This window comes from Dyella japonica A8, from assembly GCF_000725385.1.
Taxonomy (GTDB): domain Bacteria; phylum Pseudomonadota; class Gammaproteobacteria; order Xanthomonadales; family Rhodanobacteraceae; genus Dyella; species Dyella japonica_C.
Window position 1 is genome coordinate 1384808 of the sequence record NZ_CP008884.1, and the last position, 26522, is coordinate 1411329.

25 protein-coding genes are annotated in these 26522 nt (G+C 65.3%); 19 read left to right on the top strand and 6 right to left on the bottom strand.

Annotated features, from left to right (window positions below; translation table 11 throughout):
- Positions 1–52 precede the first annotated feature (52 nt).
- The 3 genes from hemW to rph are packed head-to-tail and all read right to left on the bottom strand — an operon-like array spanning position 53 to position 2570.
- Positions 53–1219 carry a radical SAM family heme chaperone HemW gene (hemW, locus tag HY57_RS05700; RefSeq protein ID WP_019463613.1) on the bottom strand — a complete coding sequence of 389 codons (1167 nt, stop codon included), beginning with the start codon at positions 1217–1219 and terminating at the stop codon, positions 53–55.
- A 3-nt stretch (positions 1220–1222) separates the two neighbouring features.
- The gene (gene rdgB / locus HY57_RS05705) at positions 1223–1822 is read right to left on the bottom strand and encodes an RdgB/HAM1 family non-canonical purine NTP pyrophosphatase (RefSeq protein WP_019463612.1); all 600 of its coding nucleotides are present in this window, start codon (positions 1820–1822) and stop codon (positions 1223–1225) included.
- Positions 1823–1838: 16 nt separating this feature from the next.
- Positions 1839–2570 carry a ribonuclease PH gene (rph, locus tag HY57_RS05710; protein WP_026033650.1) on the bottom strand — a complete coding sequence of 244 codons (732 nt, stop codon included), beginning with the start codon at positions 2568–2570 and terminating at the stop codon, positions 1839–1841.
- 75 nt (positions 2571–2645) lie between these two features.
- Here rph and HY57_RS05715 point away from each other — a divergent pair, with 75 nt between their 5' ends.
- The 7 genes from HY57_RS05715 (at position 2646) to HY57_RS05745 (ending at position 7944) form a co-directional block, all read left to right on the top strand.
- The gene (locus tag HY57_RS05715) at positions 2646–3506 is read left to right on the top strand and encodes a YicC/YloC family endoribonuclease (protein WP_019463610.1); all 861 of its coding nucleotides are present in this window, start codon (positions 2646–2648) and stop codon (positions 3504–3506) included.
- Positions 3503–4129 carry a guanylate kinase gene (gmk, locus tag HY57_RS05720; protein WP_019463609.1) on the top strand — a complete coding sequence of 209 codons (627 nt, stop codon included), beginning with the start codon at positions 3503–3505 and terminating at the stop codon, positions 4127–4129. The genes HY57_RS05715 and gmk overlap by 4 nt, the downstream gene beginning before the upstream one ends.
- A 259-nt stretch (positions 4130–4388) precedes the next feature.
- Positions 4389–5225, top strand: a complete 837-nt coding sequence (locus HY57_RS05725; protein WP_019466230.1) for an ABC transporter ATP-binding protein — start codon at positions 4389–4391, stop codon at positions 5223–5225.
- Positions 5222–5995 carry a lipid asymmetry maintenance ABC transporter permease subunit MlaE gene (gene mlaE, locus HY57_RS05730; RefSeq protein WP_019466231.1) on the top strand — a complete coding sequence of 258 codons (774 nt, stop codon included), beginning with the start codon at positions 5222–5224 and terminating at the stop codon, positions 5993–5995. The genes HY57_RS05725 and mlaE overlap by 4 nt, the downstream gene beginning before the upstream one ends.
- Before the next feature lie 46 nt (positions 5996–6041).
- Entirely contained in the window at positions 6042–6905 is an 864-nt protein-coding gene (gene mlaD, locus HY57_RS05735; protein ID WP_019466232.1) for an outer membrane lipid asymmetry maintenance protein MlaD, read from the top strand.
- A gap of 53 nt (positions 6906–6958) precedes the next feature.
- Positions 6959–7642, top strand: a complete 684-nt coding sequence (locus tag HY57_RS05740; protein ID WP_019466233.1) for an MlaC/ttg2D family ABC transporter substrate-binding protein — start codon at positions 6959–6961, stop codon at positions 7640–7642.
- Positions 7639–7944, top strand: a complete 306-nt coding sequence (locus HY57_RS05745; protein WP_019466234.1) for an STAS domain-containing protein — start codon at positions 7639–7641, stop codon at positions 7942–7944. The genes HY57_RS05740 and HY57_RS05745 overlap by 4 nt, the downstream gene beginning before the upstream one ends.
- A 71-nt stretch (positions 7945–8015) precedes the next feature.
- Here HY57_RS05745 and HY57_RS05750 read toward each other — a convergent pair whose 3' ends face one another.
- Positions 8016–8876 (bottom strand): MlaA family lipoprotein, encoded by an 861-nt coding sequence (locus HY57_RS05750; protein WP_019466235.1) that lies wholly within the window; start codon positions 8874–8876, stop codon positions 8016–8018.
- A 201-nt stretch (positions 8877–9077) separates the two neighbouring features.
- Between HY57_RS05750 and rpoZ the strand changes: the two genes are divergently transcribed.
- The 7 genes from rpoZ (at position 9078) to HY57_RS05785 (ending at position 17299) form a co-directional block, all read left to right on the top strand.
- The gene (gene rpoZ, locus HY57_RS05755; protein WP_019466236.1) at positions 9078–9368 is read left to right on the top strand and encodes a DNA-directed RNA polymerase subunit omega; all 291 of its coding nucleotides are present in this window, start codon (positions 9078–9080) and stop codon (positions 9366–9368) included.
- 133 nt (positions 9369–9501) lie between these two features.
- Positions 9502–11667: a RelA/SpoT family protein gene (locus HY57_RS05760; protein WP_019466238.1), complete on the top strand. Its 2166-nt coding sequence runs from the start codon at positions 9502–9504 to the stop codon at positions 11665–11667.
- 121 nt (positions 11668–11788) lie between these two features.
- Positions 11789–12172, top strand: coding sequence for a RidA family protein (locus HY57_RS05765; RefSeq protein WP_019466239.1), 384 nt, complete (start codon positions 11789–11791; stop codon positions 12170–12172).
- Between the two features lie 81 nt (positions 12173–12253).
- Positions 12254–14371 (top strand): ATP-dependent DNA helicase RecG, encoded by a 2118-nt coding sequence (gene recG, locus HY57_RS05770; protein ID WP_019466240.1) that lies wholly within the window; start codon positions 12254–12256, stop codon positions 14369–14371.
- 95 nt (positions 14372–14466) lie between these two features.
- Positions 14467–15393: a nucleoside hydrolase gene (locus HY57_RS05775; protein ID WP_019466241.1), complete on the top strand. Its 927-nt coding sequence runs from the start codon at positions 14467–14469 to the stop codon at positions 15391–15393.
- Between the two features lie 108 nt (positions 15394–15501).
- Positions 15502–15747, top strand: a complete 246-nt coding sequence (locus HY57_RS05780) for a type B 50S ribosomal protein L31 (RefSeq protein WP_019466242.1) — start codon at positions 15502–15504, stop codon at positions 15745–15747.
- A gap of 256 nt (positions 15748–16003) precedes the next feature.
- On the top strand, positions 16004–17299 hold the full coding sequence (locus HY57_RS05785; protein ID WP_019466243.1) for a citrate synthase: 1296 nt from the start codon (positions 16004–16006) through the stop codon (positions 17297–17299).
- A 140-nt stretch (positions 17300–17439) separates the two neighbouring features.
- Here HY57_RS05785 and HY57_RS05790 read toward each other — a convergent pair whose 3' ends face one another.
- Both HY57_RS05790 and HY57_RS05795 read right to left on the bottom strand, forming a co-directional pair.
- Positions 17440–18114 carry a hypothetical protein gene (locus HY57_RS05790; protein ID WP_019466244.1) on the bottom strand — a complete coding sequence of 225 codons (675 nt, stop codon included), beginning with the start codon at positions 18112–18114 and terminating at the stop codon, positions 17440–17442.
- A 345-nt stretch (positions 18115–18459) separates the two neighbouring features.
- Complete coding sequence (locus tag HY57_RS05795; RefSeq protein ID WP_026034097.1) at positions 18460–20955, bottom strand: penicillin-binding protein 1A; 2496 nt, start codon at positions 20953–20955, stop codon at positions 18460–18462.
- Between the two features lie 251 nt (positions 20956–21206).
- Here HY57_RS05795 and HY57_RS05800 point away from each other — a divergent pair, with 251 nt between their 5' ends.
- From HY57_RS05800 to pilQ, 5 genes are read left to right on the top strand one after another with little or no spacing between them, the layout of a single operon-like run.
- Positions 21207–22265, top strand: a complete 1059-nt coding sequence (locus HY57_RS05800) for a pilus assembly protein PilM (RefSeq protein WP_019466246.1) — start codon at positions 21207–21209, stop codon at positions 22263–22265.
- Entirely contained in the window at positions 22265–22990 is a 726-nt protein-coding gene (locus HY57_RS05805) for a PilN domain-containing protein (protein WP_019466247.1), read from the top strand. Before HY57_RS05800 ends, HY57_RS05805 begins: the two co-directional genes overlap by 1 nt.
- On the top strand, positions 22990–23670 hold the full coding sequence (locus HY57_RS05810; RefSeq protein ID WP_019466248.1) for a type 4a pilus biogenesis protein PilO: 681 nt from the start codon (positions 22990–22992) through the stop codon (positions 23668–23670). The genes HY57_RS05805 and HY57_RS05810 overlap by 1 nt, the downstream gene beginning before the upstream one ends.
- On the top strand, positions 23667–24203 hold the full coding sequence (locus HY57_RS05815) for a pilus assembly protein PilP (RefSeq protein ID WP_019466249.1): 537 nt from the start codon (positions 23667–23669) through the stop codon (positions 24201–24203). The genes HY57_RS05810 and HY57_RS05815 overlap by 4 nt, the downstream gene beginning before the upstream one ends.
- Before the next feature lie 54 nt (positions 24204–24257).
- Positions 24258–26408, top strand: coding sequence for a type IV pilus secretin PilQ (gene pilQ, locus HY57_RS05820; RefSeq protein WP_019466250.1), 2151 nt, complete (start codon positions 24258–24260; stop codon positions 26406–26408).
- The last annotated feature ends 114 nt before the right edge of the window (positions 26409–26522 follow it).

The window sequence follows — 26522 nt, forward strand, 5'->3', positions numbered from 1 at the left end:
GCGGCGAGTCTAAAGGGCCCCTTGGGCGCTCGCCATCGGCCGGACGGTGGATTCAGTCAAGAAAACCGGAAATGACGTCGTTGAGGAAGCGCTGGCCGAGAGGGGTCGTCTGTAGATGACCGGCCTCGGTGGTCAGCCAGCCTCGCTCACGGGCCCGGGTGAGGGCGGCGGCGATGCGTTCGTCCGGCAGGCCGGTGCGTTCGGCGAAATCCGTCATGGGCACGCCGTCGATCAGGCGCAGGGCATTGAGCATGTATTCGAATGGCAGCTCGTCCACGGCCACCGGGCCGCCGCCGCCGATCCGCTCCGGGCCGCCGGGCGAGGCCAGGTAGGCCTTGGGGTGACGGGTCTTCCAGCGGCGGAGTACCTCGCCGGTGGCGAGGTCGGAGATCTTGCCGTGCGCGCCGGCGCCAATGCCCAGGTAGTCGCCGAAGCGCCAGTAGTTGAGGTTGTGCGCGCAACGGCGGTCAGCGCCCGCATACGCGGATACCTCGTATTGCCTATAGCCGGCGGCACCCAGCTGCTGTTCGCAGGCCTCCTGCATGGCCCACGCATGATCGTCGTCGGGCAGGGGCGGCGGATTCGCAGCGAACGCGGTATTCGGCTCCAGGGTCAGCTGGTAGTGCGAGATATGCGTCGGCTGCAAAGCGATGGCGCGCGAGACGTCAGCCAGCGCGCCTTCCTGCGATTGCTCGGGCAGGGCGTACATCAGGTCGAGGTTGATGTTGGCGTAGCCGGCGTCCTGCGCCGACTTCACGGCGGCCTCGGCCTCACTGGCCGAATGGATGCGGCCGAGCCGGCGCAGCTTGTCGTCGTCGAAGCTCTGGATGCCGAACGAGAGGCGATTCACTCCGGCGGACAGATAGCCGTCGAAACGTCCGTGCTCGACGGTGCCCGGATTGGTTTCCAGCGTGATCTCGGTGCCCTCGGGCAACGGCAGGCGCTCGCGCACGCCGTCGAGGAAACGGTCGATCAGTTCGGGCGTGAACAGGCTGGGCGTGCCGCCACCGAAGAAGACGCTGTGCACGGCGCGGCCGTGGACGGCGGCGCCGAAGTCACGCAGGTCGGCGTCCAGGTCGGCGAGCAGGGCGTCGACGTAGGCGTCGTACGGCGGCGGTTCGCCGCGCAGCCCATGGGAGTTGAAGTCGCAATAGGGGCACTTCTTCACGCACCACGGCATGTGGACGTACAGCGACAGCGGCGGTGCGATCAGGGACATGGCTTATCGATGCTGCTCGGCGAGCTGGCTGCGCAGCAGCGCCAGCGCGCGGCCGCGATGGCTGATGCGGTTCTTCAGGCCGGGCGACAGCTCGGCCGCGCTCACCGTTTCGCCATTGGGCAGGAACAAGGGGTCGTAGCCGAAGCCGTGCTCACCGCGTTCTTCGGTGAGCACGCGTCCGTGCCAGCGGCCTTCGGCGATCAGCGGTGCCGGATCGTCGGCATGCTGCAACAGCACCAGCACGCTGATGAAGAACGCGCCACGCTGTTCCGTGGGCACGCCATCGAGCTCACGCAACAGCTTCGCGTTGTTGGCGGCGTTGTCACCGTGGTTGCCGCTGTAGCGCGCCGAATACAGCCCCGGCGCGCCACGCAGATGTTCCACGCACAGGCCCGAGTCGTCCGCCAGCGCCGGCAGCCCGCTGAGGCGCGACGCATGGCGGGCCTTGAGCAAGGCGTTTTCCACGAAGGTGAGGCCGGTTTCGTCAGCATCCGGCACGTTGAAGGCGGACTGCGGTTCGAAGTGCAGCCCGCTGTCGGCCAACAGGGCGTTGAACTCCTTCAGCTTGCCGGGGTTGCTGCTGGCGAGGACGATGCGCGTCATGGTGTTTCCGCGTGGATCAGGACAGTTCCAGCGCCGCGCGCTGGGCGGCGACCAGTTCGGTGATGCCCTTTTCGGCCAGGCCGAGCAGCGCGTCCATCTCGTCGCGACGGAAGGCATGGCCCTCGGCCGTGCCCTGCACTTCGATGAAACCGCCGCCGTCGTTCATCACGACGTTCATGTCGGTGTCGCAGTTGGAGTCCTCGGCGTAGTCCAGGTCGAGCACCGGCACACCCTGGTAGATGCCGACCGAGACGGCGGCGATGGCGCCCATGATCGGGTTGCGGCGCAGGTTCTCGCGCTTCATCAGCAGGGTGACGGCATCCACCAGCGCCACGTAGGCGCCCGTGATGGCGGCCGTGCGGGTGCCGCCGTCGGCCTGGATGACGTCGCAGTCCAGGGTGATCACGCGCTCGCCCAGAGCCTGGCGGTCCACGCAGGCGCGCAGGCTGCGGCCGATCAGCCGCTGGATTTCCATCGTGCGCCCGCCCTGGCCGCCACGCGCGGCTTCGCGCTGCGTGCGGCTGCTGGTGGCGCGGGGCAGCATGCCGTATTCGGCGGTGACCCAGCCTTCACCCTTGCCGCGCAGCCACGGTGGCACGCGGTCTTCGATGCTGGCGGTGCACAGCACACGGGTGTCGCCGAAGCTGACCAGCACCGAACCTTCGGCGTGGCGGGTGTAATGGCGTTCGATGGTGACGTTGCGCAGCTGGTCGCTGGCGCGGCCACTGGGGCGGGTGGGGGAGCTCATGAATGGCGGGCCATTGGGCAAGGCAGGGCGGGAAAGTTTACCATTGCGCCCTTTCCAGCGACTCCAAGGCTCCCCATGACCCGCAGCATGACGGCTTACGCCTCCGCCGAGACGACCGGCCCGGCCGGCACGCTCGCCTGCGAACTGCGCACGGTCAACCATCGCTACCTGGAGCTGAGCCCGCGCCTGCCCGACGAGCTGCGCGTGTTCGAGCCGGCCCTGCGCGAGCGCATCGCGGCCAAGCTGTCGCGCGGCAAGGTGGACGTCACCGTGCGCTTGCGTGGCGAGGCCCGTGCCGAATCGCTGCAGGTCAACGCCACGGCGCTGGCGCGCCTGTCCGAGCTGGCGCTGGACCTGGAAGCGCGCTTTCCGCGCATGAACATCGAATTCACCGAGCTGTTGCGCTTTCCCGGCGTGCTGCAGCAGTCGGACGTGGATCCGGAGGTGCTGCAGGCCGCCCTGCTCGACGTGCTCGACCGCGCACTCGACGCCCTCACCGCCACCCGTGAACGCGAAGGCGCCAAGCTGGCGGTCCTGCTCAAGGAGCGCCTGGACGCCATCGAACGCATCGTCGCCGACGTGCGCACCTTCATGCCGCAGATCCGCGAAGGCCTGCGCGCACGCCTGGAATCGCGCCTGGCCGACCTCAAGCAGCCGGCCGACCCGGGCCGCCTGGAGCAGGAGCTGGTGCTGCAGATCACCCGCAGCGACGTCGATGAGGAACTGGACCGCCTGACCACGCACATCGCCGAGACCCGCCGCGTGCTGGGCACCCGGGAGCCGGTCGGCCGCCGCCTCGATTTCCTCATGCAGGAATTCAACCGCGAAGCGAATACGCTCGGCTCCAAGGCCGTCGACGTGCGCAGCACCAACGCAGCCGTCGAGCTGAAGGTGCTGATCGAACAGATGCGCGAACAGGTGCAGAACATCGAATGAACACGACCGCGCCCCAGTGCACGCTCTTCGTGGTGGCTGCGCCCTCGGGCGCCGGCAAGTCCACGCTGGTCAACGCGCTGCTGGAGCGCGAGCCGGCCATCTCGCTGTCGATCTCGCACACCACGCGACCGCCGCGTCCGGGTGAGCAGTACGGTCGCCATTACTACTTCGTCGAGCGCGATGCCTTCGAGCAGGAGATCGCCGACGGCATCTTCCTCGAGCATGCCGAAGTGCATGGCAATCTCTACGGTACGTCGCGCAACACGGTGGACACGCTGCTGGCCGAAGGCCGCGACGTGCTGCTGGAGATCGACTGGCAGGGCGCACGGCAGATCCGCAAGAGCAAGCCGGACTGCGTGAGCGTGTTCATCCTGCCGCCGTCGCGCGCCGAACTGGAGCGCCGCCTGCGTGGCCGCGGTTCGGACAGCGCCGAGGTCATCGCGCGCCGGCTGCACAACTCGCGCGAGGAGATCGCCCACGCGCATGAGTTCGACTACATCATCGTCAACGACAACTTCGACGATGCGCTCGGTGACCTGCAGTCCATCGTGCGCGCCGTGCGGCAGCGCTCAGGACTGCAATGGAAGCGTCACGAGGCCCTGATCCAGGAGCTGCTGGCCTGACAGTCCGGCTCCCCTGTGGGAGCGCACCCTGTGCGCGACCGCGGCAAAACGGATTGCCTCTGGCCGTGGCTGCCTCCGTGCTGGCGGACCCGGTGATTTTTCAGGCTCGTCGCGCACAGGGTGCGCTCCCACAAGGGAACAGTGGGTTACCAGTAAGGTCTTGTTCCGTTAGCCATTCCTGAGCGCCCTGAGACGGGGCTCATGGCCTTCACGCCCCTATTCAGCTAACTTGGCGACTTTCCCCAGCCCCCTGCCGCCCATGACCGACTCCGTTAGCGCCAAGCCAGACGACAGCGCCCTGGTGCGCGTCCGTGGCCTGACCACGGTGCTCAATGGCAAGAAAGTCTTCGACTCGCTGGATATCGACATTCCGCGCGGCAAGATCACCGCCATCATGGGCCCCAGCGGCACCGGCAAGACCACCCTGCTCAAGCACATCACCGGCCAGATGCGCGGCGAGGCGGGAGAGGTCTGGGTGGACGGCCAGAACGTGGCGAAGCTGTCGCGCGACAAGCTGTTCGAGCTGCGCGAGCGCATCGGTTACCTGTTCCAGAACTCCGCGCTGTTGACCGACTTCGACGTGTTCGAGAACGTGGCCTTCCCGCTGCGTCAGCACACGGAGCTGCCGGAAGTGCTGATCCGCAACATCGTGCTGACCAAGCTGCAGGCCGTCGGCCTGCGCGGTGCCGCGGCATTGATGCCGACGGAGCTGTCGGGCGGCATGGCGCGTCGCGTGGCGCTGGCACGCGCCATCGTGTTCGATCCGATGCTGATCCTGTACGACGAACCCTTCGTCGGCCTCGATCCCATCGCGTTGAACCAGGTGCTCAAGCTGATCCGCACGCTCAACCAGACTCTGGGCATCACCAGCGTGCTGGTGGCGCACGAGCTGGAGGCGATCAAGCAGGTGGCCGACCACATTTACCTCATTGCCAACGGCAAGGTGGTGGCGCAGGGCGACCCCAAGACCATCGCCGACGACGGTTCGCCGTGGACGCGCCAGTTCTTTGGTGGCGATGCCGACGGCCCCGTGCCGTTCCAGTATCCGGCAGGCGACCTGGGCGCGGCGCTCGGTTTTCCAGGGAAGGGCGCATGAGCGCGACGACACGTTCCGAAAACATCGTAGTGCGTTCGCTATCGCAGATCGGCGACTGCGGGCTGTTCCTCCTGCGCATGCTTGCCGCCGTGCCCAGCAGCCTGCGCCACTGGCGCGAAACGGTGCGGCAGCTGTGGTTCGTCGGGGCGATGAGCCTGATCATCATCATGGTCTGCGGCCTGTTCGTGGGCATGGTGCTGGGCCTGCAGCTGTACGACGTGCTGTCGATCTTCGGCGGCACGTCGGCGACCGGCACGGTGGTGGCCATCGCCATCTACCGCGAACTTGGGCCGGTGGTCACCGCCTTGCTTTTCGCCGGTCGTGCCGGCACCTCGGTTACCGCCGAGATCGGCCTGATGCGCGCCACCGACCAGATCGCCGCCATGGAAATGATGGCGGTGGACCCCATCGCTTACGTGGCCGTGCCGCGCTTCCTTGCCGGTGTGATCGCCATGCCCCTGCTGACCTGCGTGTTCTGCGCGCTGGGCATCTTCGGCGGCCACCTGGTGGGTGTGACGTGGCTGGGCATCGACAACGGCACCTTCTGGTCGAACATGACCGCCACCGTCGAGGTGGTGAAGGACGTGATCAACGGCGTGGTCTGGAAGAGCGTCGTGTTCGGCACGGTGGTGTCGCTGATCGCCGTGTTCCAGGGCTACACCACGCCGCCGACCAGCGAGGGCGTCGCCTACGCGACCACGCGCACCGTCGTCGCTTCGTCCATCGCCATCCTGGCGCTGGACTTCGTGCTCACCGCCTTCCTGATGTGAGCGCCTCAATGACCGTATCCATCCACTTTTCCATGAGGATCGTGCCGTGAGCCAGAGACAATCCTATGCCGTCGGCACCGGCCTGTTCATCGTGCTCGGCTTTGCCGCGCTGGGTTACCTCGCCACGCAGACCACGTCGGTGGCCAACACCAGCCGCGGTCCGAGCTACATCGTCGAGGCGCATTTCGCCAACATCGGCCAGCTGAAGGAGCGTGCGCCGGTGAAGGTGGCCGGTGTGCGCGTCGGCCAGGTGCAGTCGATCGTGCTCGATCCGGGCAAGGAGACGGCCGACGTGAAGCTGGCCATCGACAAGCGTTACGACCAGATTCCCGACAACTCGGTGGCCACCATCTTCACCAGCGGCCTGCTGGGTGATCAGTACGTGGGCCTGCAGTACGGCAATTCGAAGAAGAGTCTCACCGACGGTGGCACGCTGGCGCTCACGCGTCCGGCCCAGCAGCTGGAGGAAATGCTCGGCAAGTTCTTCGGCGCCGGCGGCGTGGCGGACAACCTGGGCGGCAGCTATGTGGTCAAGGGCCGCTTCACCAACGTCGGTTCGCTGTCGGTGGGCGCCCCGGTCAAGATGGCCGGCGTGGCCATCGGCACGGTCCAGTCGGTGGTGGCTGACCCGGTCAAGCTCGATGCCGAGGTGAGCCTGGCCATCGACAAGCGCTACAACCAGATTCCGGACGATTCGGCCGCCGCCGTGTTCACCAGTGGTTTGATCGGCACCCAGTACGTTGCCATCCAGCCCGGCGGCTCGCCGGACATGCTCAAGAACGGCGATGAGCTGGTATTGACCCAGTCGGCCCTGCAGATCGAAGACCTGATCGGCAAGTTCCTCGTCAGCGGCTCGTCCTCTGACAAGAAGCCCGCCGACGCCGGCAAGACCGACAGCGGCAAGCATTGAACCGGCGCATCGCGTACCGATATTCCAACGACATGTCTTCCAGGAGTTTCCCCATGTTGCGCAGTTTGGCCATTGCCACCGCCATCGCCTTCGGCAGCGTGATCGCCGCTCCCGTGCTCGCGCAGGACGCCGCGCAGAGCGACGCCTCGCAGCAGACGCCGGTGCAGGTCGTGCAGGCGGTGACCGACGGTCTTTCCAAGGCGATCGACGGCCATCAGCAGGAGCTGAAGAACAACCACGAAAAGCTGATCGGCGTGATCGACAGCGTGTTCCTGCCGCACTTCGACATCGATTACGCGTCGATCCTGGTGCTGGGCCAGCACGCCCGTGAAGCGACGCCCGAGCAGCGCGCGCGCTTCGCCAAGGCGTTCTACAACTCCATCACCCATCGTTACGCCGAAGGCCTGCTCGACTACACCAAGGGTCGCGTGAAGGTGCTGCCGTTCTCCGGCGACCTCAACGACAAGCGCACCATCGTGCGCAGCCAGGTGGTGATGGACGATGGCAAGACGGTGGCCGTCGATTACGCCTTCCGCAAGGACAAGGCGGGCAACTGGAAGGCCTATGATGTGATCATCGAAGGCATTTCCTACATCACCAACTACCGCAACCAGGTGGATGCCGAGATCCGCAAGGTCGGCATCGACAAGCTGACCAGCAACCTGGAAACCCAGGGTGATCAGGCCCTGAAGGAAATGGAGCAGGACACCAAGGGTCAGCCGGGCGCCAAGCCGTGAATGCCGTGCCGGCAGCCGTGCGCATCGACGAGCCCACAGCGGGCAGCGTTCGCGTGGCTGGTGAGCTGACCTTCGGCAATGCCGCCGCGGCGCTTCAGGCGATCGGTGCGGCTGTGGCGCGCGATGGCCGCTCCGTGCTCGACCTGTCGGGTATCACCCGCAGCGACAGCGCGGGCCTGGCCTGCGTGCTGGCGGTACTGGCACAGTCGGCCGAGCGGGGACGCCGGCTCAGCGTGAACCACATGCCCGAGGGCATGCGCCTGCTGGCCAGCGTGTGCGAGGTCGAGGGCCTGATGGCCTGACCGCTCGCGCTATTGCCTGACAGCAAAAAGGGGCCTTTCGGCCCCTTTGTTTTTTGCGCGGGAAACGTGCCTCAATTCTTCTTGGGCTCGGCCGGTGCAGGCTGGTTGTCGTTTGCCTGGGGCTTTTTCTCCGTGTTTTCCCACTTCTGCTGTTCTTCCAGCAGCTGGTCGGGATCGAAGCTCTTGTCCTTCAGGCCTTGCATCTGCTCGATCACGTCTTCCGGCGGGTTGCCGTCATAGATCTGGTAGATGCGCTGCTGGCGGTACGCGTCGCGGATGAAGGCGTACGGGTCGTAGGCCGAGTTGAGGAAGCTTTCCGCGTCGATGGCGCTGGAGCGGATGGTCACCAGATACATCAGCTCAGGCAGGTACTGCTGGCCGTATTCGTAGTGGTTGTTCCGGCTGAAGTAGCTGATCGGGTCGAAGAAGTAGCCGTCCACCGGTACGCGCCAGAAGTCGCGCCCCGTGGTGGGGCCGAACAGCGGGACGACCAGGTACGGGCCGTCCGGCACGCCCCAGCGCGCCAGGGTGATGCCGAAGTCGGTTTCCTTCAGCGGGATGCCCAGCTGGCTGGCCGGATCGAAGAAGCCGCCGATGCCCAGCGTCAGGTTGACGATGAAGCGGCCGCTGCCCTGCAGGGCTTCTTTCGGGCGCGCCTGCAGCAGGTCGTTCGCCACCGAGATCGGCATGTGGATGTTGGTGAAGAAGTCGCTCACGCAACGCCGGATGGTCGGATTGGTCACCTTGCGGTAACCCACGGCCACCGGGCGGATGACGGCCTTGTCCAACGAGTCGTTGAAGGCGTAAACCTTGCGGTTCATCTTCTCGTACGGGTCGTCGGTACGGGGCTTGGCGATCGTGCAGCCGGCGAGCAGTGCGATGGCCACCAGGGGCAGGCTGCGCATGACAAGTGAGCGGAGGGCGGACGGCATGAAGGCGACTGTCCCAAGGGGCTGGAGGGAGTACAATATTGTACTGTCGGGTTTTTTATTATGTACAGGCCCCATAAGTCTATGGGGTCAGGCTGCAGGCCGCGTGAACCGTGCATCATAAGCTTTGCTGCATTGCCAGCAAAGCCCGCGCTGGCTACACTGACAGGTGATAAGTCGCTTTATTCTCTAAGGATTTCAGTAATGGCCCGCATTACCGTCGAAGACTGCCTGCAGGTGGTCGACAACCGCTTCGAACTGGTGCTGATGGCGACCAAGCGCGCCCGCCAGCTCGCCAAGGGTGCCGAGCCGGCAGTCCATCCCGATCATGACAAGCCGACGGTGCTCGCCCTGCGCGAAATCGCCGATCGCCGTATCGACCAGGCCACCATCGACGAGATCGACAAGGCCGAGCGCGAGCGCGCCGAGCGCGAGGCGCTGGAGTGGGCCGCCGCCGAAGTGGACGACGACCTCTCCAAGGGCGGAGACGACTGATGGAAGGCGGCGGCTGTAGCCAGCAACGTCGCGGCGCCGGCTTGTCCGGCGCTTTGCGCTGCGGGCTTGATGCCGCCAACCTCGCGCCACTCAAGCGCAGCGAGGCGGTCGCCTGAGCGGGGACCGAACATCCATGCCGGCCGTCACGGACTCCACCCCTCTGGATACGTCGACGCTGCCCCCGTACGTGCTGGCCCTGAAGGAGCGCGTGGCCTACCTGCCCGAGTCGCAGGTCGCCCGCGTGATCCGCGCCTACGAAGTGGGCGCCGTGGCGCACGAAGGGCAGGCTCGCAAGAGCGGTGAGCCCTACATCACGCATCCCGTCGCTGTGGCCGGCATCCTGGCCGAGCTGGGCATGGACGCCGAGACCATCATCGCGGCGATCCTGCACGACACGCTGGAAGACACCTCGCTGAGCCGTGCCGAGCTCGCCGGCGAGTTCGGCGAGACCGTGGCCGAACTGGTCGACGGCGTCACCAAGCTGGACAAGATGAGCTTCTCCAGCCGGCAGGAGGCGGATGCCGAGAGCTTCCGCAAGATGCTGCTGGCGATGGCGCGCGACCTGCGCGTCATCCTGATCAAGCTGGCCGACCGCCTGCACAACATGCGTACGCTGGGCGCGAAAGATGCGCCGTCGCGCCGCCGCATCGCGCGCGAAACGCTGGAAATCTACGCACCCATCGCCCAGCGCCTGGGCATGAACAAGTTCAAGGCGGAGCTGCAGGATCTGGGCTTCCGCGCGCTGCATCCGGACCGCTACCGCGTGATCAGCGAGCGCATCCGCGCCGCGCTGGGCAATCGCCGCGAAGCGATGGGCAAGATCGAAGCCGCACTGTCCACGCGCCTGACCGCCGACCACATCACCGCGAAGGTGGTGGGGCGGATCAAGTCGCCGTGGAGCATCTATTCGAAGATGCGCAACGAGCACAAGAGCTTCGCGCAGCTGATGGACGTCTACGGCTTTCGCGTGGTGGTCGACTCGGCCATGAGTTGCTACATGGCGTTGGGCGCGGTGCACGGGCTCTACAAGCCGGTGGATCGTCGCTTCAAGGATTTCATCGCCATTCCCAAGGCCAATGGCTACCAGTCGCTGCACACCGTGCTGCTGGGGCCGTTCGGTGCGCCCATCGAGGTGCAGGTCCGCACGGCGGAGATGGATTCGGTGGCCGAGCGCGGCGTCGCCGCGCACTGGGCCTACAAGACCGACTCCGGTCCGGCCAACAGCGCGCAGGCCCGTGCCCGCGAATGGCTGTCGTCGCTGGCGGACAGCCAGGCCAATACCGTTTCGTCGTCCGAGTTCATCGAGAACGTCAAGATCGACCTGTTCCCGGACGAGGTCTACCTGTTCACGCCGCGCGGCGACATCCTTGCGCTGCCGCGCAATGCCACCGCGCTCGACTTTGCCTATGCCGTGCATACCGACGTAGGCGACCACGCGGTGGCGGCGCGTGTGGACAAGAAGCTGGTGCCGTTGCGCACGCGCCTTGAGTCGGGTCAGCTGGTGGAGATCATCACCGCGCCGTCGGCGGTGCCGAACCCGGCCTGGCTGGAGTCGGTGGTCACCGGCAAGGCGCGCACGGCGATCCGCCAGTACCTGAAGCACCTGCAGCACGAGGATGCCGTGGACTTCGGCCACCGCATGCTCGATCGCGCACTCGATGCGCTGGGTACCAGCCTCGATGCGATCCCGCCGGCCGTGCTGGATCGTTTCCTTGAAACGTCCAAGCTCAAACGCCTCGAAGAGTTGCTCTCTGATATCGCCCTGGGCAATCGCATTCCGCACCTGGTGGCCAGCCAGCTGGTCGCGGCGCGCGGCAAGAAATCCTCCGAGGTGCAGCAGGCGACGCACGCCATGGAGAAGATCCGCATTACCGGTGCGGAGCGCGGCGTCCTCAGCTTCAGCAATTGCTGTCATCCGCTGCCGGGCGACGAGATCATCGGTTACCTCTCCTCGGGTAAGGGCATTGTCGTCCATCGCGTCGAATGCCCGAACGTGGTGGAGCTGCGCAAGTCGCCCGAGCGTTGCGTGGCGATCGAGTGGGATCGCGACGTGCAGGGCGATTACCGCGCCGAGCTGCGCATCGAGGTCATCAACCGTCCGGGCGTGCTTGCCACCGTGGCAGCTGCCATCGCGGCGGCCAACTCGAACATCGAGAACGTGGAATACGTCGAGCGCGATGCCGCCGCCGCCACGTTGTTGTTCGCGCTCGAAGTGAAGAATCGCAAGCACCTGGCCGATGTGATTCGCCGCGTGCGCCGTACCGGCGTGGTGAGCGGCGCCTACCGCTATCCGCTGTAAGGCGAGAAGTGAGTGAAGAGGAGTGAGAAGTGAGAGAAAGGCCCAGCCCTCTCACTTCTCACTCCTCTTCACTCGTTTCTGGTTTTAGACTGTCGCGTCTGAGCAACCACGAGGCTTCCCCATGTCCCGCACCATCATCACTACCGACAAGGCGCCGGCCGCCATTGGCCCTTACTCGCAGGCCGTGCGCACCGGCAATACCGTGTACTTTTCGGGCCAGATCCCGCTGGATCCGGCGACCGGCAACATGGTCGAAGGTGACATTGCGCTGCAGGCGCGCCAGGTGTTCGTGAACCTCAAGGCCGTGGCCGAGGCGGCGGGCGGTTCGCTCGAGAAGATCGTGCGCATCGGCATCTATGTGACCAACCTCGGTCACTTCGCCACCGTCAACGAAATCATGTCCGAGTATTTCAAGGCGCCGTACCCGGCGCGCTCGACCATCGAGGTATCCGCGCTGCCCAAGCTCGCGTGCATCGAGGTCGATGCCATCATGGTGCTCGACTGATCGAGCCGCACGTTCCACGCCGGTGACCCGCCCTTCGCGGCGGCCATCGGCCTGGACGGCTCGCCCGGTCAGGCTTCACCGATGCCGCCCTCTCGTGCCAACGCCGCCACGATCCTTTCCGACCCTGGCGCGACGCCGGTGTCGTCGCTGCCGGGCGTGGGCCCTGCGCTGGCGGAGACGCTGGCGCGCCTGGGGCTGGAGCGCGTACAGGACCTGTGGTTCCACTTGCCTTTGCGCTACGAGGACCGCACGCGGGTGACCCCGATCGCCGACCTGCGCCCCGGTGAAAGAGCGCAGGTCGTGGGTGTCATCGACGCCGTCGAGCGTGGCTTCCGCTACCGCCCCCAGCTGAAAGTCGCCATCAGCGACGACTCGCACCAGACCCTGGTGCTGCGCTTCTTCCACTTCAATCGCAACCAGTCCGAGCAACTGAAGCCCGGCACGCGGCTGCTGTGCTACGGCGAAGTGCGGCAGGCGGCGCAGGGGCTGGAGATGGTGCATCCGCAATACCAGCGTTTGAGCGGCGATGAGCCGGCGACGGTGGATGACTTGCTGACGCCGGTCTATCCGACCACGGAAGGCCTGGGCCAGAAGCGACTTGCCGGCGTCATCGCCAAGGCGCTGGCCCTGTTGCCGCCGGATGCGCAGCTGGAACTGATTCCTGCCGAGCTGTGCGTTGAGCATGGGCTGGCCTCGCTGCGGGAGGCGTTGCTCTACGTGCATCGCCCGCCGCCGGATGCCCATCTGGGGCAACTCACCACGGGGCATCATCCCTCCCAGCAGCGGCTGGCCTTCGAAGAGCTGCTGACCCAGCACCTGAGCCTCAAGCGCATGCGCGCGGCGGTGCGTCGTCGCCATGCGCCACGCCTCACAGGGACGGGCGAGTTGCGCGCGCGGCTGCTCGCAAGCCTTCCCTTTGGCCTGACGGGGGCGCAGCAGCGGGTCAGCGAGGAGATCGCCAGGGATATTGCCGAACCCAGTCCGATGCTGCGGCTGGTGCAAGGCGATGTTGGCAGCGGCAAGACCATCGTCGCGGCACTCGCCGCGCTGGCAGCGGTGGAGTCGGGCCAGCAGGTGGCGTTGATGGCGCCCACGGAACTGCTGGCCGAGCAGCACCTGAATCATTTCCGCCATTGGCTGACCCCGTTGGGTATCGAAGTGGCGTGGCTGGCCGGCAAGGTGGCCGGCAAGGCTCGTCAGCAGGCGTTGCAGCGTGTGGCCTCGGGCGCGCACGTCGTGATCGGCACGCACGCATTGATGCAGGAGGGCGTGTCCTTCTCACAGCTGGGCCTGGTGATCGTGGACGAACAGCACCGCTTCGGTGTGCAGCAGCGGTTGTCCCTGCGCGACAAGGGGGCGGACCACGAGTCGGGTCTGGTGCCACACCAGTTGGTGCTCACCGCCACGCCGATCCCGCGCACACTGGCGATGAGCGCCTACGCGGATCTCGACGTTTCCGCCATCGACGAACTGCCACCCGGCCGCACGCCGGTGCAGACCATCGCGATTTCCAATGCGCGTCGCTTCGACGTGATCGAGCGCATTCATGTGGCCTGCCTGGAAGGGCGCCAGGCCTATTGGGTGTGCACGCTGATCGAAGAGTCAGAGCAGTTGCGCGCGCAGGCGGCGGAAGTGGCTCACGCGGAGCTGTCGGCAGCGCTGTCCGACTGCCGTATCGGCCTTGTCCACGGGCGCATGAAGCCCAAGGAAAAGCAGGCCGTGATGAATGCTTTCAAGGCCGGCGAATTGTCGGTGCTGGTGGCAACCACGGTCATCGAAGTGGGCGTGGACGTACCCAATGCGAGCCTGATGGTGATCGAAAACAGCGAGCGTCTCGGTCTGGCGCAGCTGCATCAGCTGCGTGGGCGGGTGGGGCGCGGAGCGATCGCCTCCAATTGCGTGCTGCTCTACCAGCCGCCGCTCGGGCAGTTGGCGCGTGAGCGCCTGCAGGTCATGCGCGACACCAACGATGGCTTCCGCATTGCCGAGAAAGACCTGGAGCTGCGTGGCCCCGGGGAGGTGCTGGGAACAAGGCAGACCGGTCAATTGAGCTTCCGCATTGCCGATCTCGCGCGGGATGCGCACCTGCTGCCCGCGGTGCAGGTGGTGGGCGCCCGGCTGTTGGCGCAGCATCCTCGCCAGGCCGAACTGCTCATCACGCGCTGGATCGGCGCGGCCGCCCGCTACGCGCACGCGTAACCGCGGTTTCATCGGGCCGGCGCATGCTTTCCGCAAGACTTTGCGCATACGCGGCAAGGCCCTAAGCTAATCCGTCCCCAAGTAGAAAGATCCCTATGAGCCAGCTGCCATTGTTGATCGACACCGACCCGGGCGTGGATGACGCGCTCGCCATCCTGATGGCCCACGCGCATGCCGATGTGCTCGGCCTGACGATTGCGGCAGGCAACGTCGGTCTCGTCCATACGGTGCGCAACGCACGCACGCTGGTCGATCTGGTGGAGAAGCCGACGCCGGTGTTCCCGGGTTGCCCAACGCCGCTCGTACGCATGCCCGAGGAGGATGCGGTACACGTCCATGGCAGCGACGGCCTGGGCGATGTCGGCTTTCCGGAACCCGCCAGCCGCGCCGCCGACGAGCACGCAGTACACGCGATCCTCCGGCTGACGCGAGAGCATCCTGATCTCACCCTGGTGGCGCTGGGGCCGCTGACCAATCTGGCGTTGGCCGTGCGGCTGGATCCCACGCTGCCGCAGCGCGTGAAGCGCCTGGTGATCATGGGCGGCGCCGTGACTGGTCTCGGCAATACGGGCAAGATCCCTGCCGAGTTCAATATCGGCTTCGATCCCGAGGCCGCGCATGTGGTGTTCGAGGCGTTCCCGGCGTTCGATATGGTCGACTGGGAAGTCGTGTTGCGCCATGCCTTCGACGACGAAGAGTTCAAGGGCTGGATCGCCGCGGGTGACAAGCGTGCCGTGTTCTTCGAGCAGGTGTTCGGTACCGCGCGCGCATTCAATGCCAAGCGAGGACGTCGCGGCGTGATCGCCGCCGATGCGCTGGCCATGGCGGTGGCGATCGATCCGGCCATCGTCACGCGCGCCGAAGAGCGTCATGTCGCGGTGGAAATGGACGGGCGCCTGACGCGCGGTGCGACCGTGGTGGACTGGACGGCGCGACTGGGCCAGCCGGCTAATGCGCGCATCGTGATGGAGGTCGATCAGGCCCGTTTCGGGGCCATGGTGCGGCGGGCGCTGGGGGCCTGAAAGGGCCGGCCAGGAGCCGCCGGGCGGTCCAAGTGACTGACGGACTTGCTAATGGGCAAGGCCTGTGGTTAAAATGCCGCTCTTTTCACCCACCGCTTTGAGTCAGTCATGAAGCCCGATATCCATCCGAATTATCGCCCGGTGGTGTTCCAGGACCTGTCGTCGGACTTCGCGTTCCTGACGCGTTCGACGATCGCCACCAAGGAAACCGTCAAGTGGGAAGACGGTAACGAGTACCCGCTGATCAAGGTGGATATCTCGAGCCACTCCCATCCGTTCTACACCGGCAAGCAGAAGACGCTGGACACCGGCGGCCGCGTCGACAAGTTCCGCAAGCGCTACGCGCAGAAGTAATCGCGCGAACGCATCGGCTGTCACGCCACGGCGGCGTGGTGTAAGCATGCTTGAACGCACGGGGCGAGCCTAGGCTCGCCCCGTGCTTTTTTGCGTTCGCCATCCGACCATCCGCTAGGGCATGTTGGCGAGTCGATATGTGATAATGGGCGGCGAGGTGTCGCAGCCATCCCCCATACGCGACATCAACCCTACCTCGCCGGCCATCGCTCAACCGCGGTACGCCGACGATGACATTTCGTGAAGGAGGTTTTCCGTGTCCGATTCCAAGATCGTCAAGTTGGTGGATGAGTCGACCAACCGCAGCAGTGAACTGCCCCTGCTGAGCGGTACGCTCGGTCCCGCATGCATCGACATCGGAACGTTGTACAAGGACACGGGCCATTTCACCTATGACCCGGGTTACGGCAGCACTGCCAGCACCAAGAGCGCCATCACCTACATCGACGGCGACGAAGGCGTCCTGCTGTACCGTGGTTACCCGATCGAACAGCTGGCCGAGAAGTCCAGCTTCCTCGAAACCTCGTACCTGCTCCTCAACGGCGAGCTGCCGACCAAGGACCAGTTCACCAAGTTCGAGCACGACATCACGCATCACACGATGATGCACGAGTCCCTGAAGGACTTCTTCAAGGGCTTCCACCACGACGCGCACCCGATGGCCATGCTGGCCGCCTCGGTGGCCTCGCTGTCGGCCTTCTACCACGACGACATCGACGTCGATAACGCCGAAGACCGCAAGCTGGCCGCGATCCGCCTGATCGCCAAGATGCCGACCATCGCCGCTGCCTGCTACCGCTACTCCATCGGCTGGCCGTTCCGCTACCCGCGCAACAACCTCGAGTACGTCGACCGCTTCCTGCACATGATGTTCGAAGTGCCGAGCGAGCCGCTGCAGATGAGCCCGGTGGCCGCCAAGGCGCTGGACCTGTTGTTCATCCTGCACGCCGACCATGAGCAGAACGCTTCCACCTCGACCGTTCGCCTGGTCGGTTCGACCGGTGCCAACCCGTATGCTTCCATCGCTGCCGGCATCACCGCGCTGTGGGGCCCGGCACATGGCGGTGCCAACGAAGCCGTGCTGAAGATGCTCGAGGAGATCGGTACGGCCGACAAGGTCGAAACCGCCGTCAAGCGCGCGAAGGACAAGAACGACAACTTCCGCCTGATGGGCTTTGGCCATCGCGTGTACAAGAACTTCGATCCGCGCGCCAAGATCATCCGTGAGATGACCCACAAGGTGCTCGGCGAGCTGGGCGTTAACGATCCGCTGCTGGAAGTGGCGATGAAGCTGGAAGAGGCGGCGCTGAAGGACGATTACTTCGTCGAGCGCAAGCTGTACCCCAACGTCGACTTCTACTCGGGCATCATCTACAAGGCGCTCGGCATCCCGACCGAGATGTTCACCGTGATGTTCGCCATTGCCCGCACCGCTGGCTGGATCTCGCACTGGATCGAGCAGCACGAAACCCCGGGTGCGCGCATCGGCCGTCCGCGCCAGATCTACACTGGCTCCGACGTGCGCAACTACGTGGCGGCCGACAAGCGCTAAGCGTTTTAGACGTCGCGAAGAAAAACGCCCCGGCATGCCGGGGCTTTTTTTTTGGGCATCTGGCAACAAAAGCCAGGAGTGAGAAGTGAGAAGTGAGAGAAAGCAGCGGTACTCTCTTACTTCTTTACTCGCTCCTCGCTCTATTTCAGCGCCGAGGACAGCATGCGTTCGAACTCGTCGTCATTGTCGGCCGTGGCGAGCAGTTCTTCGACGGCGGCAAGTGAGGCGCGGCGCATGGGTTTCTCGTCGATGCGATCCAGTGGAGGCTGCCGGAGCGAATCACGGGGTAGCACGGTGATGTCGAAGGGCAGGCCGTCCGCCGCGAACAGCAACACGGGATATTCCTGCTGCTCGTCCCGCGTGATGCGCAGGCGGCGGGTTTGCTGGGTGAGTGGGACGCCACGTTCTTCAAGGAACAGCACGACGCTTTCCGGCGTGTCGCTGAACACGTGCAGGCATACGGCGGAATGCGCGTCAGCCGTGCCTTCGAGCACGGCGCCAACCAGGCGCGGATCGAAACGGTCGAGGAAGCGCATCGCTTCGGCGGCAGCCTCGCGGCGCTCCTGCAGGAGTTGGGGTTGGGATTCGGCGTGGAAGATGCGCTGGTGTTCCCGCAGCGCATCCTCGATTTCGTTGTTGCGCGGCAAGGCCTGCGCATCGAGGATGCCGAGCCGCTCGGCGGCCTTGATCTTGGCGTGGTGGAAATCGCGGATGCCGTGTTCGCTCATCAGTCGCGCCGCTTCCTGGGCGACGCGCAGACGATTGCGCTGAAGACGATCCTGCGCGTGGATGCGATGGTGCTGACCTCGTGCCATGCCTCATTCCTCAGGCTCTAACGCTCGCATGCGCGAGCGCGGGCGGCAGTGCGGCCTGGGGATCGAACCGGCGCTGCCAGGAAGCCTGATCGAGGTCCCCCCGTGGCCTGCGTTGTCGTTGAGTGGCTGTCAGGCGGTGGTGCGTGGTGCAGGCCTGACTGGCTGTCAGGCCAAGCCGCGCGCCGCTGCATGGCGGCCACTCAACGACAACCCTTCGGGCCGGGTCGGTTTGCCCGCATGGCGGCGGCGTCGCTCGGTCGTGTATCGACATACACTTCCTCACTCTTCCTTGCCCTGCGCGCAAACCGCTTCCGGCGCAGGCTACGGGGAGACCTCGATCAGGCTTTAGAAGATGTCGTAGGCGTGCTGCTGGTCCTGATCCTCCTGTTCCTGGTTGGCCTGCTGCTTCATCCGGTCCACATCTTCGACCTTCATGATTTCGGACCGGCCATTGATCTGCACCGTCGAAATGCCCGGTGGCATGGGCAGGGTATCCGATGGCTGATCCTTCAGCACGGTACCCATGTACGACATCCAGATCGGCAGCGCGGCCTTGGCGCCGAACTCGCCCTTGCCCAGCGAGCCGAAGTCGTCGAAGCCCACCCAGACCGTGCCCACCAGGGAGCCGTTGAAGCCCGAGAACCAGGCGTCGCGGTGGTCGTTGGTGGAGCCGGTCTTGCCAGCCAGGTCGGTGCGGCCCAGCGCCATGGCGGCGGAGCCCGTGCCTCGCTTGATCACGTCCTGCATCAGGGAGGTGATCAGATAGTCGTTGCGCACGTCGATGACCTGAGGTGCCAGCACGGGCGGGTGGGCGCCCTCGCCATGGGCGTCTGCCGGGAGCACCGCGTCGCCTACGCCGGCCACGCTGCCGGTCGTGGCCGGGGTGCTTGCCGAACCGGCAGCGGCTACCGCGTTGACGGGGGCTGCTGAGCTGCCGGCCGGCGGCGGACCCGGCGGACGGGTGTCGAGCAGGCGCTCGGCGCAGGTGCGGCAGGCGCGGGCCGGATTGGCCTGGTACACCGGCTTGCCGTCGCGATCGTCGATTTCGCTGATGAAGTAGGGCGTGACCAGATAGCCGCCGTTGGCGAACACGGCATAGCCGCGGGCCATGCTCATGGGCGATACCGAGGCCGTGCCCAGCGCCATCGAAAGGTTGCTCGGCAACGAGTCCAGGGAGAAGCCGAAGCGGGTCGCATAGTCGCGCGCATAACGCACGCCGATGGCATCCAGCAGGCGCACCGATACCAGGTTCTTGGACTGCACCAGGGCTTCGCGCAGCGGTATGGGGCCATCGAACTTGTCGTCATCGTTGGACGGCGTCCACAGGCCGCCCGGGCGCGAGGGGTCGGGCAGGGCCAGCGGCGCGTCGTTGACGATGGAGGCCGGGGTAAAGCCGCGCTCGAAGGCCGCCGAGTAGATGAACGGCTTGAAGCTGGAGCCGGGCTGGCGGGCCGCCATCACGGCGCGGTTGAACTTGCTGCGCAGGAAGTTGAAGCCGCCCACCAGGGACTGCAGGGCGCCATCCTCAGGGTTGAGGGAGACCAGCGCCGCCTGGGCCGAGGGGATCTGGGTGAGCTGCCACTGACCCTTCTCGTCGCGCGAGACGCGGATGATGTCGCCGCGCTTGAGCACCGTGGACACGCTCTTGGGCGTGGCGCCCACGCGGGTGTCGTCGATACGGGGGCGGGCCCAGCTCATCGCATCCAGGCTCAGCTTCACCTGGTCGCGGCTGGCCAGGTAGACGCTGGCCTCGGTGGCCGAGACCTGGGTGACGATGCCCGGGTCCATGCCGGAGATGTCGGTATAGCCGGCCAGCGCACGCTCCAGTTCCTCGGTACTGGCGTCGGCAGCGAGCTCCTGGTGGGCCTCCGGGCCGCGCCAGCCATGGCGGTGGTCATAGTCCACCAGGCCCGAGCGCACGGCTTCCACGGCGGCCTGCTGGCGCCGGCTGTCGACCGTGGTCTTGACCACATAACCCTCGGTCAGCGCATCGTTGCCCAGGCGGTCCAGCACCTGCAGGCGCACCATTTCGGCCAGATAGGGCGCGTCCACCTCGATCGGCGGCTCATGCGGCGAGGCGTTGTTGGGCTCGGCGATGGCCTGCTCGTACTCGGCCTTGGAGATGTAGCGGTTCTCCAGCATCTGGCCCAGGGTCCAGTTGCGGCGGGCGATCATGCGCTTGGGGCTGTTGAGCGGGTTCACCAGCGAGGGCAGCTGGAACGTGGAGGCGATGGTGGCGCATTCGGCCACGGAAAGCTGGTCCAGCGTCTTGCCGTAATAGAACGAGGCCGCCGCCGCCACGCCGTAGGAGCGGTGGCCCAGGAACATCTTGTTGAGGTAGAGCTCCAGGATCTGGTCCTTGGTCAGCTCGCTCTCCATGCGCAGGGCGATGAAGATCTCCGTCAGCTTGCGCGAATAGAGCTTTTCCGGGCTCAGAAAGAAATTGCGGGCCACCTGCTGGGTGATGGTCGAGCCGCCCGGGCCCTTGTCGCCCCCGGACACCACGACGTGCCAGCCGGCGCGGGCGATGCCGTGCCAGTCCACGCCCGGATGCTGGTAGAAGCTGGCGTCCTCGGCGGCCAGCACGGCGTGCTTCAGCCGGTCCGGCACCTCGCCGATAGCCACGGGGATACGTCGGGTTTCGCCAAAGCTCGCAATCAGCTTGCCATCAGCCGATAGCACTCTGAGCGGCACCTGCATGTGGTAGTCCTTGAGGACGGCCACCGAGGGCAGACGGGGGGAAATCAGCCAGTAGGCCACCCCGACCGCCGCGACGCCCAGCAGCAAACCCGTAAAGGCCAGGACCAGGATCCAGCGCAGCAACCGCTTAAGAATTTGCATGATGGGGTGTTTGCGAGACGTGAGTCAAAACAAGACAGAGTATAGATGTAGCAGTATCTACGGCATGAACCGTAGGGTGCCACAGCAAAAAACAGGCCACCGACCCATTCGTTAAAGCTGTGCATGCCGTCACGCGAATGATTCGAGAAAACGCTCGTAGGCCGTTGCCAATACGTTAATTTTTGGATTAAATGCCGACGCGGACTGTGCCAGCCACTGGCATGGGCGCCTAGGGGTAAGGGGGAAAAATCGTGGGGCTTTTCACACCCAAGAAGCCGCCGCTTGTTGGTGTCGACATCAGTTCGACGGCCGTCAAGCTGCTGCAGCTCAGCCAGGCCGGCGGTCGCTATCGCGTGGAACACTACGCGGTCGAGCCACTGCCCCCCAATGCTGTCGTCGAGAAGAACATCGTCGAGGTCGACGCCGTGGGCGAGGCCATCCGGCGCGCGTTGTCGCGCTCGGGGTCCAAGCTCAAGCACGCGGCCGCGGCCGTGGCCGGGTCGGCAGTCATCACTCGCGTCATCCCGATGCCGAGCGAACTGTCCGAGGATGATCTGGAGGGCCAGATTCAGGTCGAGGCCAACCAGTACATCCCGTACCCGATCGAGGAAGTCAGCCTGGACTACGAAGTGCTCGGTCCGGTGCGCGACAACCCCGAAATGAACAACGTCCTGCTCGCTGCCTCGCGCACCGAGAACGTGGACATGCGCGTCGCCGCGCTCGACCTGGGCGGTCTGTCCGCCAAGGTGATCGACGTCGAGGCGTTCGCGATGGAAAACGCCTTCGCCATGGTGGCGGACCAGCTGAACGTCGGCCGCGATGCGCTGGTCGCCGTGGTCGACATTGGCGCCACCATGACCACGCTGTCGGTGCTGCGCAACCAGCGCACCATCTATTCGCGCGAGCAGGTGTTCGGCGGCAAGCAGCTCACCGATGAAATCATGCGCCGCTACGGCCTCTCCTATGAGGAAGCCGGTCGTGCCAAGCGCAAGGGTGGCCTGCCTGACTCCTACGAAAGCGAAGCCCTTGAGCCCTTCAAGGAGTCGCTGGTGCAGCAGATCAGCCGCCTGCTCCAGTTCTTCTTCGCGGGCAGCGAATACAGCAAGGTCGACCAGGTTGTGCTGGCCGGCGGTTGCGCGTCCATCGAAGGCATCGGCCCCATGCTGGAACAGCAGCTCGGCGTGCCTTGCGTGGTGGCCAACCCGCTGGCCCGCATGTCGCTGTCGCCTCGCGTGCAGGCCCAGTCGCTGGCACAGGACGCCCCCGCCTTGATGATCGCGGTCGGCCTCGCGCTGAGGAGTTTTGACTGATGGCACACATCAACCTACTCCCGTGGCGCATCGAGCGCCGCAAGCAGCGCGAGCGTGAGTTCTTCATGCAGCTCGGCTCCGCCTTCGTGGCGGCGCTGCTGGCGGTCGTGGTGTGGTCGCTCTGGATGGATTCGCGCATCAGCGGCCAGAACGACCGCAACACCTACCTGCAGGGCGAGATCAAGCAGCTCGACGAACGCATCGTCAAGATCAAGGACCTGGAGAAGGTCCGCGAGAGCCTGCTGGCGCGAAAGCAGATCATCGAGCAGCTGCAGGCCAACCGCTCGCAGATGGTCCATCTGTTCGACGAGCTGGTGAAGACCATTCCCGCCAGTGCCCGCCTGAACGGCCTCAAGCAGTCCGGCGATTCGATGTCGCTGGATGGCGCCGCGCAGTCCAACGCCAGCGTGGCCGAGTACATGCGCAACATCGAAACCTCGCCGTGGATGGGCCATGCCGATCTGCGCAAGACCGAGAACACGCATGGCGACAGCCGCCTGCCGTACTCCTTCGGCCTCGACGTTGCGCTGAACCGTCCGAAGACGGACGAGAACGGCGACGGCACCTCGGATGACGGCCACGCACCGGCTGCGGCCAGTTCGACGGCGGCGCCGGCCAAGCCTGCCCCGGCCAATGCCGCGGAGCCGGCCAAGGCGGCCAGCGCTGCCGTGGCGACCAAGCCGGCCAGTTCCGCGCCTGCGGCGGCCAACGGAGGAGCCAAGTAATGAAATTCCTCCAGGATTTGCAGAGCCTCGACCGCAACAACATCGGCGGTTGGCCAAGGTCGGTAAAGACGTTCTTCACGGGCTTGCTGTTCGCCATCATCGTGTTCTTCGGTTGGTACCTCTTCATCAGCGACCAGCAGGACCAGTTGCAGGCGGCGGCCACCAAGGAAGATCAGCTGAAGAAGGAGTTCTCCGAGAAGCAGGCCAAGGCGGTCAATCTCGAAGCGCTCCAGCAGCAGCTCGATGAAATGCAAGACATGCTGCGCCAGTTGCTGCGGCAGCTGCCCAGCAAGACCGAAATGCCGGAACTGCTGGTGGATGTCTCGCAGACAGCTCTTTCGGCGGGCCTTGAGGCCGACCTGTTCCAGCCGGGCCCGGAAACGCCGAAGGATTTCTACGCCGAGAAGCCGATCCAGCTGCGTATGGTGGGTACCTACCACCAGTTTGGCACCTTCATCAGTGGCGTTGCCTCGCTGCCGCGCGTGGTGATCCTGACCATGCACGACGTGTCGCTGACGCCGAAGAACAAGGACGCCAAGGGCAATCCGGCTGCCGATGGGCTGCTGGTGCTGCAGGGCACGGTCAAGACGTATCGCTACCTGGATGAAGACGAAAGCGCGGCCGCCAAGGCGGCCAACGCCAAGTCACCTCACGGCAAGAAGGCGGAGGGGCAGAAATGAGCAAGTTGACTGCCATCACGCCTGCCTTCGTGGCGAAAGCGTCGCTGGTGCTGTGCGCGGTGCTGACGCTCGCCGCCTGTAGCGGGCAAGACGATCTTCACCAGTGGGTTGCGCAGGAAAAGCAGAAGAAGGGCGCACCGATTCCGCCCCTCCCTGTGATCAAGACCTTCGAAACCTTCCAGTACACCGACCAGGACAAGCGCGATCCGTTCAGCCCGAGCACGGCCGAACTCCAGGGCAACGCCAACGCGGGACCGCGTCCGGATGAAAACCGGGTGAAGGAACCGCTCGAAATGTTCGCCCTGGACAGCTTGAAGATGGTCGGCACCGTCGGGGTCGGTGCCGGCATGGAAGTGCTCGTGAAGGATCCCGGTGGCGTGATCCATCGCGTCCATCGCAATGAATACATGGGCCAGAACTATGGTCGGGTCACCGCGATCGGCGATGACCACATCGATCTGGTGGAACTGGTTTCCAATGGCAACGGTGGCTGGATGGAACGTTCCGCCAGCATCGCGCTCAGCGAGAAATAAGAAACAGGGGCTGATGCAATGACCAACCAATTCAAAACTGTTCGGGGCCGTGTCATGCGCCAGGCTAGCCGTTATGTGGTCGTGAGCCTGCTGGCGCTGGGCGCCGCCTGGTCGAACACCGCGGCGGCCGCCACCAGCACCCTGAAGGACATCAGCTATGACGCGCTGCCAGGGGGCCGCGTCGAGCTGCATCTGAACTTCGCCCAGGGGCCGGTGCCGGAACCGAAGATCTTCACCACCGGCAACCCGCCGCGCATCGCGGTGGATTTCCCGGACACCGACAACGCCGCGGCACGTCACCTCGATATCGGCAAGGGCGCGACGACGGGCGTGTCGGCGGTATCCGCTGGCGGCCGCACCCGCGTGGTGGTGGAGCTGGTTCGCGATTCCACCTATCGCTCGCGCGTCGAAGGCAGCAGCCTCATCCTGACCGTCAACAACGGTACGGATGCGCAGACCACGACGACGGCGGCGACGATTGATCCGTCCAAGGCCTTGCCGTCGATGGCCAGTGGCCCGTCGGTGTCCAACATCGACTTCCGTCGCGGCCCGAATGGCGAAGGCCGCATCCTGATCGACTTCAGTGCTGCCGGCGCGACGGCCGACATGAAGCACCAGGGGGACAAGGTCGTGGTCGACATCGACCATGCCAGCCTGCCGTCCAACCTGGCCCAGCGCCTGGACGTGCTCGACTTCGCCACGCCGGTGCAGTCGATCGTGACCAAGGCCGGCCCGCGTGGCGGCGCGCACATGGAAATCAGCGTGAAGGGCCCGGCGGATACGTCGGCGTACCAGAGCGGCAACCAGTACGTGGTCGAGGTGGCGCCGAAGAAGAAGGACGCCAAGGCCGATGGCGCGCTGGCCAGGGGCCAGGAGCCGGTCTACACGGGCAACCGCGTGACCTTCAACTTCCAGGACATCCCGGTGCGTTCGGCCCTGCAGTTGCTGGCTGATATTTCCGGCCTCAACCTGGTGGCATCGGACACGGTCGGTGGCAGCGTGACGCTGCGCCTGGTCAACGTGCCGTGGGATCAGGCACTCGACGTGGTGCTGCGCGCCAAGAGCCTGGACAAGCGCCGCAACGGCAACGTCATCTGGATCGCGCCGCAGGAAGAGCTGGCCAAGTACGAGCAGAGCGTGGCCGATGCGCGCATGAAGGCGGAAGACAACGCGGAGCTCGTCACCGACTATGTGCCGATCAGCTACGGCAAGGCGAAGGACATCGCCAAGCTGCTGACCACCGGCAGTATGCAGGCAGGCGGCAACGGCGGTGGAAACGGCAGCAATAGCTCGCATGGTTTCATGTCGGCCCGCGGCAGTGTGTCGTTCGACGATCGCACCAATACTCTGCTGATCAACGACAACCCGCAGAAGATCCGCGAGTTGCGCACCCTGATCGCCGTGCTTGACAAGCCGGTGCAGCAGGTGCTGATCGAATCGCGCATCGTCATTGCCACCGACAACTTCACCCGCGAGCTGGGTGCCAAGTTCGGCGTGCAGGGCAAGAAGGTAAATCCGAGCGGCCAGACCCTTTCCACGAGCGGCCTTGATCTGGGCAACGGCACGACCACGGGTGTTGCTCCGAACGCGGCTGGCCTCAACGTGAACCTGCCTGCAGCCGCTCCGGCCGGCAGCTTCGCACTGGGCATCCTGGGCAAGAACTACGCCCTCGACCTGGAACTCTCGGCCGCGCAGACCGAAGGCCGCAGCGAAGTGATCTCCAGCCCGCGCGTCATTACCGCCAACCAGCAGGAAGCGGTGATTCGCCAGGGTCAGGAAATCGGCTACGTGACCTATCAGAACAGCGCCACCGGTGCGGCCGGCAGCGGCACCGCCACCGTGCAGTTCAAGGACGCGGTGCTCGAGTTGAAGGTGACGCCGACGATCACCTCCGACAACCGCGTATACCTGATGATCAACGTCAAGAAGGACGCGCTGGCCCAGTTCATCACCGTGCCGGGCAGTGGCCAGGTGCCGCAGATCGACACGCGTGAGATCAATACCTCGGTGCTGGTCGACAATGGTCAGACGGTGGTGCTCGGCGGCATCTACGAGATCACCAAGTCCAATAGCGCGACCAAGGTGCCAGGTTTGGGTGACATTCCGGGTCTGGGCGTACTGTTCCGCAACACCAAGCGCGAGAGCGACAAGGCGGAGCTGCTGATCTTCGTGACGCCGCGCATCCTGAGCGAAAGCCTGCAGTAATAGGCCTAGCGGGAAACCAGCGGGAAAAGGGGCGGCCTTGGCCGCCCCTTTTGTTTTCAGTGGGTTGCCGGGCACCCACGGAGGTCGGAAGTCATGGGTATTAAACTTCCGGGG